Origin of the sequence: Rubrobacter tropicus, from assembly GCF_011492945.1 — a bacterium.
Lineage (GTDB): Bacteria > Actinomycetota > Rubrobacteria > Rubrobacterales > Rubrobacteraceae > Rubrobacter_D > Rubrobacter_D tropicus.
Genome location: NZ_CP045119.1, coordinates 69114 through 81722 on the forward strand (window position 1 = coordinate 69114; position 12609 = coordinate 81722).

At 67.4% G+C, this 12609-nt stretch carries 11 protein-coding genes; 5 read left to right on the top strand and 6 right to left on the bottom strand.

What is annotated here, in order from left to right:
- Positions 1–4 precede the first annotated feature (4 nt).
- From GBA63_RS00365 to GBA63_RS00380, 4 genes are all read left to right on the top strand, one after another.
- On the top strand, positions 5–757 hold the full coding sequence (locus GBA63_RS00365) for a lipoyl protein ligase domain-containing protein (protein WP_166172412.1): 753 nt from the start codon (positions 5–7) through the stop codon (positions 755–757).
- A 202-nt stretch (positions 758–959) separates the two neighbouring features.
- A complete protein-coding gene (locus GBA63_RS00370) occupies positions 960–2054 on the top strand; it encodes a S8 family serine peptidase (protein WP_166172414.1) in 1095 nt (364 codons plus the stop codon).
- Positions 2055–2107: 53 nt separating this feature from the next.
- Complete coding sequence (locus GBA63_RS00375) at positions 2108–2554, top strand: calcium-binding protein (protein WP_207956994.1); 447 nt, start codon at positions 2108–2110, stop codon at positions 2552–2554.
- Between the two features lie 230 nt (positions 2555–2784).
- Complete coding sequence (locus GBA63_RS00380; RefSeq protein WP_166172418.1) at positions 2785–3960, top strand: AI-2E family transporter; 1176 nt, start codon at positions 2785–2787, stop codon at positions 3958–3960.
- 162 nt (positions 3961–4122) lie between these two features.
- Here the strand turns inward: GBA63_RS00380 and GBA63_RS00385 are convergent, their stop codons facing one another.
- The 6 genes from GBA63_RS00385 to dapC all read right to left on the bottom strand — a co-directional run bounded on the left by GBA63_RS00385 (position 4123) and on the right by dapC (position 11245).
- The gene (locus tag GBA63_RS00385; RefSeq protein WP_166172420.1) at positions 4123–5439 is read right to left on the bottom strand and encodes an ABC transporter substrate-binding protein; all 1317 of its coding nucleotides are present in this window, start codon (positions 5437–5439) and stop codon (positions 4123–4125) included.
- A 198-nt stretch (positions 5440–5637) separates the two neighbouring features.
- On the bottom strand, positions 5638–6696 hold the full coding sequence (gene dapE / locus GBA63_RS00390) for a succinyl-diaminopimelate desuccinylase (RefSeq protein WP_166172422.1): 1059 nt from the start codon (positions 6694–6696) through the stop codon (positions 5638–5640).
- Positions 6693–7499, bottom strand: a complete 807-nt coding sequence (locus GBA63_RS00395) for a 2,3,4,5-tetrahydropyridine-2,6-dicarboxylate N-succinyltransferase (RefSeq protein ID WP_166172424.1) — start codon at positions 7497–7499, stop codon at positions 6693–6695. Before GBA63_RS00395 ends, dapE begins: the two co-directional genes overlap by 4 nt.
- A gap of 130 nt (positions 7500–7629) precedes the next feature.
- Positions 7630–9120, bottom strand: a complete 1491-nt coding sequence (locus tag GBA63_RS00400) for a helix-turn-helix transcriptional regulator (protein ID WP_166172426.1) — start codon at positions 9118–9120, stop codon at positions 7630–7632.
- Between the two features lie 282 nt (positions 9121–9402).
- A complete protein-coding gene (locus GBA63_RS00405; protein ID WP_166172428.1) occupies positions 9403–9930 on the bottom strand; it encodes a Uma2 family endonuclease in 528 nt (175 codons plus the stop codon).
- A 106-nt stretch (positions 9931–10036) separates the two neighbouring features.
- The gene (dapC, locus tag GBA63_RS00410; RefSeq protein ID WP_228282245.1) at positions 10037–11245 is read right to left on the bottom strand and encodes a succinyldiaminopimelate transaminase; all 1209 of its coding nucleotides are present in this window, start codon (positions 11243–11245) and stop codon (positions 10037–10039) included.
- Positions 11246–11323: 78 nt separating this feature from the next.
- On the opposite strand from dapC, the gene lysA reads away from it, so the two are divergent.
- Positions 11324–12574 carry a diaminopimelate decarboxylase gene (gene lysA / locus GBA63_RS00415; RefSeq protein WP_166172430.1) on the top strand — a complete coding sequence of 417 codons (1251 nt, stop codon included), beginning with the start codon at positions 11324–11326 and terminating at the stop codon, positions 12572–12574.
- The last annotated feature ends 35 nt before the right edge of the window (positions 12575–12609 follow it).

The window sequence follows — 12609 nt, forward strand, 5'->3', positions numbered from 1 at the left end:
GGATTTGGACCTCCTGTTGCCTGGGCGCTTCCGGGACCCGGTGACGGCCTCGGGCTACTTTCGGACCGTCTTCGAGCAAGTCGCAGCCGGAGAGAGGCCCGCAACCGTCTCGATCACGCCCTCCACCCGCCACGTCGGCGTCACCCGCCGCGACACGTTCAGGCCCGGCTTCGAGAGCGCCGTGAAGGCGGCCAACGACGACGGGTACCCAGTCCTGGTAAGGTCCTCCGGCGGCGGCGCCACGGCCGCGGACGCGGGAACGTTCGGATTCTCCATAATCCGCCCGGCGCAAGAAGAGGTGGGCCGCGGCATCGGAGAACGTTACGACGAGGCGGCGGCGCTGGTCCTCGGCGCGTTCTCGCGCGTGGGGCTGCGAGACGCCGAGGTCGGCGAAGTGCGAGACGAGTTCTGCCCCGGCGACCACAGCATCCGCGTCGGCGGGTGGGAGGGCGGCATGAAGCTCTGCGGCATCGCCCAGCGGGTGACGCGCAGGGCGACGAGCGTCGGCGGCATCGTGCTGGTAGAGGGAGAAGAAGAGCTCGCCCGGGTCCTCGCGAAGTTCTACGGCGCCCTCGGTCTACCCTTCCGTCCAGAGAGCGTCGGCAGCGCCCGCCGCGCCGGAAACGGGGCCCCCGTCGAAGACTTCCTCGAAGCCTTCGCCGCCGAAGCCGAGGCCCGCTACGGGGCCGAGCGCGTTCCCCTCGACGACGAGACGCTCGCGTTGGCCCGGCAAAACGGGGCCGCGCACCTGGCCTGAGCCAGGGTACCAGCGGTGCGATCCTGGCCCCGGTGGCTAACAATCTTTAGCCGTTTCCCTATAGATTCCGCCCCGCCGGTTGGCGACAATGCGGGTGGCCTACGCCCTGGAGCAGATACCCGAAAGCGCAGCCGGAAACCGTGTTTGCGGGCCCGGTAGGGTCCGAGAGGGGTGTAGTCATGGGCAGAGGAGGGGGCAAGTAGTGTCGGCGAAGGTCTTGCGTGTGAAGTCGGGGGCGACGGTGTTTGCGGTCCTGGCGTTGATCCTGGCGGTCTGTATCGCCGCTCTAGCCGGGCCGGGAGCGGGGCGCGCCTCCTCCCAGGAGGCCTGCGACCCGGGGTACGACACGGGGCACATACTCGTCAGGATGGAGCCCGACGCGTCCGCAGAGGCGCTGGACGCCATGAAGGCCCTCAACGGCGAGGGCGGCGAGTACGAGAGCCGCGGCCTCGAGCGCCTCTGGATAGTGACCCTACCCGCCGGCCTAACCGTTCCCGAGGCGGTGGCGCTCTACGGGGCTTCGGAGGGCGTTGCCTACGCCGAGCCCGACCATAAGGTCTACCTGCCGGAGGATGACCCGGCCCAGGCTTGCCAGGAGACCGGGGCGGCGGTGAGGTTGACCCTCTCCGACCAGCCCGACCCCGTCTTCGTTGGGGGCACGCTCCTCTACGAGTCCACCGTGCGCAACGGTGGACCCGAAACCGCCAGGGACGTGGAGCTCACAACCGGCGTGGAAGCAGGCTCGACGTTCATCTCCGCCGGGTTCGTGAACGGTGACGCGAAGGGCTCCTGCGAACCGGGAACGGATCGCCTGATCCGCTGCTCTCTGGGCGAGGTGGCCGCGGGCAAGTCGGCCACCTTCACCCTGAAGGTCCGTCCGACCGAGGCCGGAATCCTGTCCGGCCTCGTCAGCGTTCATTCGAGCAACTCGGGGTACGCACCCGAGGTGCTCGCCTCGGCGAGAACCGGGGTCCTCCCGGCGCCGGAGACCTGGCTCGGGACCTGCACCATCTCGGGCACCGCGGGCAGGGACGTCATAAAAGGAACGTCGGGCCGGGACGTGATCTGCGGCTTCGGGGGAGACGATGTCCTCTCGGGCGAGGGCGGTAACGACGTGATCCTCGGCTTCGTCGGCAACGACACCCTCGCAGGGGGCGAAGGGGCCGACAAGCTCGTCGGCAACGCCGGCCTCGACACGCTTCGCGCCCGCGACGGCGTAAAGGGCAACGACTTTGCCCGCGGCGGTGACGGCGACGACGCGGTGTTCGCCGATCCCGGCGACGACATGATGGACTGACGATGGTCAAGTCAGGACCTGCAAAAAGCAATCGGGAGGCGCCTGTGCGACGGATGGGTTCGGCGTTGGCGGCGATGGCATTGGCGCTGCTACTCGCAAGCGGGGCGGCTTCTGCGGCCGTGTTCGATGGAACGGAAGGGAACGATACCCTCAAGGGCGCGGTCCTCGCGGACACGCTCCGCGGCTTCGGCGGGGACGACGCCATGTTCGGCCTCGGCGGGCCCGACCGGCTGGTCGGCGGCCCGGGGGTGGACACCATGAGGGGGAACGCCGCGGCGGACAGCATGTACGGCGGCGAAGACGGCGACTTCATGATCGGCGGCGCCGGACGCGACCACGTGTACGGCGGCCCGGGGGATGACTCCATCAGCACCATCAAAGACGACGCGGTTGACTTCGTCGATTGCGGGCCCGGCTTAGATTACTACGACCAGTCCCTGAGCGTAGGGGGCCCCGACCAGAATGACGTCTACGTCAACTGCGAGATAGAGATCTCCTAGAGCGGCCCGCGCTCTCGGCGGGCTCGATGGTGCGATCGAACGACCGGCAAGCCCGGTTCCCGAAAATCGGGTGCGTGAGTCTCCCGCGGCACGGGTGGAGTCGCTGTCGGAGATAATCGGGCTTCCCTCATTCGTCTACGGGATCCGAGTAGCGTCAAATGTTGCCGGGTTTGGACGCCCACACACGCGTAGAATGGGGGTGTGATCTCGTACCGGGAGAGCCGGGAAAGATGAAGCGGGGCGGTATGTTCGGGGCTTTGCGGAGGGCGCTGGGGCGCGGCGCGAGGACGCGTCCGGCCGCTGCGGAGCGTCCGACAGGGGGTGAGCCCACCCCGATCTACGTCTCGGCGCGGGTGCTCGTCGGTATCATCGCGCTGGCCGTCGTGGCGCTAGCGCTGGTGCTGTACGCGGCGCCCACCGTGCCCATCGTCGCGCTCGGGGGGATGGCGCTCGCCATCGTGCTCTCGTTCCCGGTGCGGGCGCTCTCCCACCTGATGCCCAGGCCGGCCGCGATCCTCGTGACCGTGCTCGGCCTGCTCGGCCTGTTCGCGCTCGGCCTGTTCTACCTGGTGCCGCTGCTGATCGAGCAGCTCAGGGAGCTCGTGGTCCGGGTGCCGACCATCGCCAACCAGGCCAACCGTCTCCTGCTCGACGTTATCGGTTTCCTGGACGAACGCCAGTTGCTCCCGAGCTCCAACCCGGAGGAGTTTGGCGAGAGGATCGTCAACGACCTCTTCGACCGCGTGCAGAGCCTCACGGAGAACGTGCTTCGGGGCCTGTTCGGCCTCATCCCGCGGGCCTTCGGCTTCGGGGTCGCCCTCTTCGGGGTGCTCTTCGTGGGGGTCTACCTGCTGGCCGACGTGCGCAAGGTGAAGGCCGCCTACCTGCGGGCCACCCCAAGGGCCTACAGGCGCGACTTCCGCGACCTTTGGAACGCCTTCGGCGAGTCGCTCTCGCGCTACCTCGGCGGGCTGGCGGTGGTCGTCGTCATCCAGGGCGCCCTCGCCTCGTTCGCCCTCTACATGCTCGACGTCCCCTACGCCATCCTGCTCGGCGCCTGGGTCTCGGCCACCGCGATCATCCCCTACCTCGGGGCTTTTCTGGGCGGAATACCGGCCGTTATAGTGGCCGCCGTCTTCGAAGACGCGACGCCCACTATAGAGTCGACGACGACGCGCGTGATCCTGGTGATAGTCGTCTACACCCTGATCCAGCAGCTAGAAGGCAACTTCCTTACCCCCCGCATCCAGGGCAACGCCCTCCACGTCCACCCCGTCCTCGTCCTCCTCGCCGTTATAGGCGGAGGCGAACTCGCGGGCCTGGCCGGCGTGGTCTTCGCAGTCCCGGCCGTAGCCGTCCTCCGCGTCTTCTTCGATTTCCTGAGAGTTCGTCTGAAGACGAACTAGCTTTCAGCCGTCAGCCGTCAGCAAAAACAGCGGCCGCCGAGCACCCACGCGGCAAGACGCGGCCCTGTGAGACGGACACCCGCCCGGACGAAGTGCTCCGCAGAGAAAAGCCAAAAGCCGACCGCTGATAGCCGAAAGCGGCGGTTCGCGTAGCGAACCGCCCTAACCCGCCGCCTCGCCCTGCTTGACTAGGCTCGACAACTCCTCCTGGAGGGCCGAGACGGCGTCTTCGGGGGACATTTCGCCCGCGAGGGAGGCGTTGAACTTCTCCGCCATCTCCAGCGAGACGTCCGAGTAGACGGGGGAGACGGGCCTCGGGCGGGAGTTCTGGATGATGACGTCCTTGCCGAGCCTGGCGACGGGGACTTTGTTCAGGATCTCCTGGTCCTCGTACAGCTCGCGCCGGACCGGCAGCCTGGAGCCTTCGAGGGCGTTCTTCTTGAGCTGCTCCGGCTGCGTCATCCACTGGATGAATTCCCAGGCCTGGTCCTGCTTCTCCGAGGCGGCGTTCACGAAGAAGTTCCAGCCTCCCAGGGCGCTCGCGCTCTGCCCGCCCGATACAGGCAGCGGGGCGACGCCCACCTGGCCTGGCTTGATCTCGGACTCGTCCGGGTTGGAGAGGAGGGCGTAGACGTAGGGCCAGTTGCGCAGGAACACGGAGTCCCCGCGCACGAAGGTGCCGTGGGACTCGTCCTCCTGGTACTGGAGCACGGCGCGGGTGGTGGCGCCGTCCTCGATCAGGCTCCGCTGGGTCGTGAGGCCGGCCACGGACTCGGGGCTGTCTACCACGACCTTGCTCGGGTCGTTCGGGTCGAGAACGTCGCCGCCGTGGGTCCAGATGTACTCCAGGCCGTTGCACACGCCGCCCTCGTACTCCCCGCCCTGGAAGACGAACCCGAACGGCAGGCCCTCGTCTTGCCGAGTCTTTTTGGCCTGCTCGACGAGCTCATCCCAACTCCCGGGCGGTTCGGAGAAGCCGCTCTTCTCAAGGAGGTCCTGGCGGTAGTAGAGGAGGCCCGCGTCGGTGTACCAGGGGACGCCGAAGATCCCGTCCTCGAACCTCATGGCCTCCATCGGGCCCGGCAGGAACTGGTCGCTGTCGGTGAAGCGGTCGGAGAGGTCGGCGATGTAGCCGTTGCCCGCGAACTGGGCTGGCCAGATGACGTCCCCCCCGATCACGTCTATGTCGCTTGCCCCGGCCTGGAACTGCGTTCTGAGCTGGTCGAAGTACTCGCCGGTGTCGGAAGGCATCTCCCGGTACTGGACCTTGAAGCCGCTGCTCTGCTTGTTGAACGCCTCGATCAGCTTCGGCAACACCCCCGTGTCGTCGGGACCCCAGGAGAAGACTATGTCGTCGCCGCCCGCCTCGGAACCGCCGCCGCAACCGGCCAGCGCCCCGCTCCCGAGCAACGCCGCACCCGCGAGCCCGGTCCCGCCCGCCTTCAGGAACTCCCTGCGGCTAAACCTCGTGCGTCTCATGCATCCCCCTTGCTATCGGTTTTCCCCGGAAGGAGTATATAGGCATCAGGCATCAGCTTTCAGGTCTGCGGTTCCGGTGCGTGGGCGCGGTGAGCGTGGCCCCCGGTGCGGGTCCGCGCACCTACCGTCGTGGCAAGGCGGCTTCTCCACTAGAAGCAAGGCGGCTCCCTGAAGCCTGATGCCTGTAGCCTGAAACCTCTAGCCGACGAACTTCTCCAGCCGACCGTAGCACGCTTCCAGCAACGGCAGCTCGGCGTGTTCGGCGTCCTGGTGGGCCTGGGAGGGCGAGCCGGGGCCGAAGTTGACGGCGGCGACGCCGCGTTCGGTGAAGCGGGCCACGTCCGTCCAGGCCTGCTTGGGACGCACTTCCAGGCCGGTCGAGATCAACTCCCGGAGGAGCGGGTTGTCCAGGTCGACAGAGCCGCTGGGGGCGAAGTCCGGGACCTCGTAGGTCGCCTCGTCGCCGAGCAGATCGTCGAAGAGGCGCCTTACGTCCTCTATGTCCTTGCCCGGGGCGAAGCGGTGGTTGACGTTGATCCAGAACGAGTCGGGGACGACGTTCTTGGCCCGCCCGCCTCTCGCCGTGGTCGGCGTGAGGACTTCGTAGAAGGGGAGGCCCTCCACCATCACCTCCTCGGCCGGCCTCTCGTGGAGCATCGCCAGGAACGCCCCTGCTTTCGTGATCGCGTTCTCCCCCTGCCAGGGCCTGGCAGCGTGCGAGGACTTGCCCCGGAACGTGACCTCGATCTGCGCCGTCCCGACGCTCCCGACTTCCAGGGCGCCGTCCGTCGGCTCCGGCACGATGGCGAGGTCCGCCTCCAGCACCCACGGGCTCCCCGCGAAGACGGCCTCTAGCCCGTTCTCGGCGTAGGGGCCCTCCTCCCGCTCGTAGAAGACGAACATCGGCTCGAACCGGGCCGCGCCCCAGTCCACGTCTTCCAGCAGCGCCAGCATCACGGCGTCCCCGGCCTTCATGTCCGACGCCCCCCTGCCGTAGACCCGGTCCCCCTCGACGCGGACCTCGATGGGCTCATCCGGCTGCGGCACGGTGTCGAGGTGGCCGGCGAAGACCACCTTCTGACGCGAGGCGTCCGGCTCCGGGCGGCGCACCATCAGGTTGTTGGAGATGCGCTGCACCTCCCAGCCCGGAGATTCCCGTATCCGCGCTTCGAGGTCGTCGCACAGGGCCTTCTCTTCACCGATCACGCTCGGGCGCTCCAGAAAGAAGAGGAGCGATTCGAGCAGCCGCTCCCTCAAGCGCCGACCCCGAACTCGCGCAGGGCCTCGTTCAGGGAGGTCTTCCTGTCGGTCGACTCGCGGCGCTGGCCGACGATCAGGGCCGTCTGGACCCCGTAGGACCCGGCGGGGAACTCGCGGGTGCGGGTGCCCGCGATGACCACCGAGCGGGCCGGGACGCGGCCCTTGTGGACCACCTCTTCCTCGCCCGTTACGTCTATGATCCTGGTGGAGCCCGTCAGGACCACGTTCGCCCCGAGCACGGCCCCCTCCTCGACCCGCACCCCCTCGACGACCACGCACCTCGAACCTATGAACGCGTCGTCCTCGACCACCACGGGCATCGCCCCCGGCGGCTCGAGAACGCCCCCTATCCCGACCCCGCCCGCGAGGTGCACGTTCCGGCCTATCTGGGCCCCAGAGCCGACAGTCGCCCACGTGTCGACCATCGTGCCGCTCCCCACGTAGGCCCCGATGTTGACGTAGCCTGGCATCACGACGACGCCCGGCTCCACGAAGGCCCCGTAGCGGACCGTCCCCGGCGGGACCACGCGGATGCCCGCCTCGTTCAGGTTCTTTTTCGTCGGGATCTTGTCGTGGTACTCGAACGGGCCCGCCTCCACGGTCTCCATCTCGGCGACCGTGAAGTACAGGTTGATCGCCTTCATCACCCAGGCGTTGGAGCTCCACTCGTCACCACGCTTCTCGGCGACCCGCAACTCCCCCCGGTCCAGCGCCGCGACCGTCCCGAAGACGGCCTCGCGGTGTTCCTCGTCTTTTAATAGGTCCCTGTCATCGAACGCGGCTTCTATCTTCTCTCTCATAGCCCGGCAGTTTAGCAAGGGGCGAAGAAAGGATTCTGCATGGAGCTTTCAGCGATCGGCTTTCGGCAAGAACAAGAAGCTGAACGCTGAAAGCTGAGGCGAAGCCGAAGCGTGCTGACGGCTGATAGCTCTAAACGGTCTTCGCGTCGTCGAGGACGAGGCCGAACTCGATGGCCCGGCGGGCGGCCTGGGTCCGATTCTCGACGCCGAGCTTGACGATGATGCTCGCCACGTGGGACCGGACCGTGTTGTAGCTGATAAAGAGCCTGTCCGAGATCTGGCGGCTCGTCTCGCCCCGCGCGAGGCGCAAAAGTACCTCCTTCTCCCGCAGCGTGAGCGAGCCGAGCGCGAGCTCGGCCTTCTTGCGCGCGTCTATGTCCTCCACGACGAGGATGAAGTAGGCGGGCCCGCCCGAATCGTCCCGCACCAGCGAGACGTTGGACTGGACCCATACGGGACTGCCGCTCTCTCGCAGGTACCGCACCTCCGCCGAGTAGTCCGGGGTTTCGCCCGCCGCCACGCGCAGGCGGCGTTCTTCGTCTCCGGGCGCGTCCTCGGGGTGGATGGTGTCGCGGAAGTCCTCGCCGACGAGTTCTCCGTCCCGGTGGCCCGTGATCGTGCAGAACCGGCGGTTTGCCCGCAGGTAGCGTCCTTCCGTGGAGAGGAGCGCTATGCCCGTCGCCGCGCCCTCGAAGGTGGCCCTGAACAGCTCCTCGTTCTCCTTGAGCTTCGTGACGGCTGCCTGGAGCTCAGCGGTGCGCTCGGCCACCCGCCGCTCCAGCTCCGAGTTAAGGCGCCTGACCTCCTCCTCGGCCCGCACGCGTTCGGTAACGTCCCTGATGATGACGACCACGCCGCCGACGCGCTCGTCTTCGAGGAGGTTGTTCATGGCGAACTCCAGGTGCGCCCAGGAGCCGTCCTTGCGCCTCAGGCGGAAGATAAAGGGCGGGGCTATGCCGGGGGAGTCCCAGATCTCGACGCTCTCGGCGACCACCATCTCGAGGTCCTCCGGGTGGATCACGTCGAGCATCACGAACCCCACGAGCTCCTCCGGCGCGTACCCGGTCAACCGCTCCAGCGCCGGGCTGACGTAGCGTAAAGACCCGTCGATCTCGAAGACCACCACGGCGTCCCCGACGTAGCTCGCTATCGAGAGGAACGTCTCCTCCGCGCCCCTGCTGACCTCCGGGTCGGGGCGTCTCTGCTCTTCTGTGTCGCGCACGACTATCACTAGCCGGTTCTCTCCCGCACCGTCCACGTACCCCGCCACCGTCACGGAGGCCTCGAACGTCCCGACCTCGCCGCCGGGGTGACCCCGCAGCACGCGCAGGTGGCCCCGGAAGGAGCCCGTCAGGTCTTGCTCCCCGCGGGCCGCCGCGAGCCGCGGGTCGGAGGGGTCGAAGATCTCACCTCCCCCCGGCGCCAGCAATTCCTCCCGCCCGCGCCCCAACAGCCGGCAAGCCTCCTCGTTGGCGTCCAGGATGCCGCCGCCCGCGTCCGCGAAGAGCACGCCGTCCGGCCCCGCCCGGAAGAAGGCCCGGTAAAGATGCTCCTCGCCCCCGAAGGACGACGCGCTGCGATCCCGTCCCCCCGTGAACCCGGCCTCTTCCGCTCTGTCCAAGCTTTCCTCTGGCTTCTTTTCGTCCCCGTCCATCGCGGGAAATTCTACAGTACGGTTCCGCCCCGAACGGGGATCATGCAGCGGTCCCGGCTACTGGAGCTCGGCAAGTACGGCCGTGACCGCGAGCGGGACGGCAACCGCGGCGAACACGATGCTCAGGACGCGCACGACCTTCCTGACCCGACTCGGGCCGTCCGGTCGGCCCGGGCGATAAAGAAACCCACCAATATACGAAGCGCCCGGCTAAGAGACGGAGCATCGCCTGGTCGGGGTTGCGCTCCACTATCGGAAGAGATCCGAGACGGCGCAACGGAAGCCGGGCAGGGCCTCGAACCCTTCCAGCACGCCCTCCTCTTCGTGCGTCCTCGCCAGGCCGTCCGGGGTGTGGGCGACCACCTCCCGCGTGCGCGGGTAGACGACCCACACGAGCGGGGTGCCCGCGGCCAGGTAGTCGCGAACCTTCTCGCGCACGTCGCCGGCCTTCTCTCCGGGCGAAACCACCTCGACCGCGAGGTCGGGCGCCACGTTCCAGAACGCTTCGGGAACGCCTGCGTCCGGCACATGGTCTGGTCTAACGTAGAAGATATCGGGTCCGCGCACCGTGGCCGGGTCCCGGCTGAGCACGAACCCCGATTCGACACCGACGGATCCCCCGGGACCTCTCTCGGACCATCGCTCCAGCCTGGAGCCCAACCTCAACGCCACTATCCCGTGCAGGCCTCCGGGCGGCATCTCCTCGACCACCTCACCCCGCACCAGGGAACGCCACTTGCCGTCGCCCGGCAAGTTCCAGAATTCCTCTACGGTCATCGGCCTCGACCTTAGAGCACCCAAAGCGCCTTCTCCTCGAAGAGACAATCGCCCGATAAAACCATGCTAGCACACCGCATATGCCCGGCAGAACGCGGAGTTTGCTTTAGACGGGGAGCTTCTCCCACCGCCCTATGGCACCCTTGCACTCTTCGAGTCCCGGCACGAGCGCGACCCTGACGTAGCCCTCGCCGCCGGCCCCGAACGAGCGGCCAGGGGCAACGACTATGCCCTCGTCGAGCAGGCGCATGGCGTAGGCTTCGTCGTCACCGGCGAACGCCTGGGGCACGGTCACCCAGAGGTAGAAGCTCGCGTCCGTGGGGAGGTACTGGAGACCGATCCTGTCGAAGAAGTCTTCGAAGAGCGCCCGCTTCTCGCCGAAGATTCTACGTCGCTTCTCCACGTGTTCATCGTCTCTCCACGCTGTGGTGGCGGCGTCTTGCACGAAAGACTGGGTGGCGACGCCGACGGAGGGACGGAGCTTCTTGAGGGCGGAGATCAACTCAGGGTCGCCGGCCATCATCGCAGAGCGGTAGCCGGTCATGCCGCTGCGTTTGGAGAGGGAGCAGAACGCCAGGGTTCGCTCCTTCGTGATCTCCAGAATAGAGGGCGGCGGTTCGCCCGAGTAGAGGTCGTTGTAGCACTCGTCCGAGAAGAGGAGGATGTCGTGCTCGCGGCAGAAGGCGGATACCTCTTCGAGGTAATCGTATGACGCTTTGGCTCCGGTCGGGTTGTGGGGGTGGTTGATCCAGATTATCCGGACCTTTTCCGGGTCCACGGATCTCGTCGGTAGCCGGAAGCCTTCTTCCCGCGTCAACTCCACGGGCGAAGCCTCGCCGCCGGCGAAGAGCGTCCCCCTCTCGTAGACCGGATAGCCCGGCGTGCCGTAGGCGACGCCGCGCCTCTCGTGCGAGGGGTGCAGGAAGGCGAGCGGGGCGTGGAAGATGGCCTCCTTGGAACCCGTGGCCGGCAGGACTTCCGTCTCGGGGTCGAGCGCTACGCCGTGGCGTCGTCCCATCCAGCCTGTGAAAGCCTCTCGCAGCTCCTTTTTTCCGGCCGTGGTCGGGTAGCGGCTGTTCTCGGTGACGCCGTCTTTCAGGGCCTGCCTTATAGGCGTGTCCGTCGGTTCGCGGGGGTCGCCGGTGCCGAAATCGAAGGTCTCCCGTCCGTTCTCTTCGAGCTCCTTGCGGCGTTCGTCGAGGCGCAGGAGGGGGTAGGCGCCCTGGCCCTCCAGGACGGGGTTCAGGAGCAGGGGGCGTGGTCTCCCGGTGGTCGAGGTATCTTCGGTCGGTGGTGTCGCGCGGGGTGTCGGCACGGGGTATATTCTCCCCTACGGCTCCGGTAACAGGAGCGAAGAATATAGCACTTCCACTGCGGAGCGAGGAGGAGGGTCTTGGACGACTTCTACTACGAGGGGGACGGCCTCCGCTGCGAGGGGGTCGCGCTCGAGGAGATCGCGCACGCGGTCGGAACACCTACCTACGTCTACAGCCACGCCGCCATCGAGAAAGCCTACAACGAACTCGACGAGGCCTTCTCGGGCCTCGACCACCTGGTCTGCTACGCGGTCAAGGCGAACGGGAACCTCGCGGTGCTGCGGGCTCTCGCCTCTCTCGGGGCCGGGGCGGACATAGTCTCTGGGGGGGAGCTCTACCGGGCGATGCGGGCCGGGTTCGACCCCAAGAAGGTGGTCTTCGCGGGCGTGGGCAAGACCGAGCAGGAGCTCATGGCCGGTCTCGGGGAGCGCATCCTGCTCTTCAACGTCGAGTCGGCCTCCGAGTTGGAGCGACTGGAGCAGATCGCGGCCCGCTTCGGCAAGCGCGCCCGCGTCTCGTTGCGGGTCAACCCCGACGTGGACGCCGGCAGCCACGACCACATCACGACAGGGAGGGAGCGAGACAAGTTCGGCATCCCGGTGGACCAGGCGCTGGCGCTCGCCGAGAGGGCCAAAGAGTACGGTTGCGTGGACATCATCGGGGTGCACCAGCACATAGGGTCCCAGATCACCAAGCTGGACCCCTTCAAGGACTCCGTCGAGAGGTCGGCCGGCCTGGTCGACGAGCTGAAAGCCCGTCACTTCGACATCCGGTACTTCAACATCGGGGGCGGCCTCGGCATCCGGTACAAGGACGAGGAGACGCCGACGCCCGGGGAGTTGGTCGAAGCCATCCGCCCGACGCTGGAGGCCTCGGGGACGAAGATCCTATGCGAGATGGGCCGCTTTATCTCGGGCGCCGCCGGCGTGTTGCTGACGGGCGTCGTCTACCGCAAGAAGAGCGGCGAGAAGGACTTCATAGTCGCCGACGCCGGGATGAACGACCTGTTGCGACCGAGCCTCTACGACGCCCACCACGAGATCCGGGCCGTAAAACAGAACGGCTCCGTGACGGGCGCCGACCTCGTGGGCCCCGTCTGCGAGTCCGGCGACTACCTGGCCCGCGACCGCGAGCTTCCCGATGCCCAAGAAGGCGACCTCCTCGCCGTCATGGGCGCCGGCGCCTACGGCTTCTCGATGGCCTCGAACTACAACTCCCGTCCCCGGCCGGCGGAGGTCATGGTAAGCGGCGACCGCTGGGCCGTGGTGAGGGAGCGCGAGCACTACGCGGACCTGGTAAAGGGCGAGCTGGTGCCGGCGTTTTTGTAGTTGTAGCTTGCCAGCCGGTCAGCATTTCAGCCTGT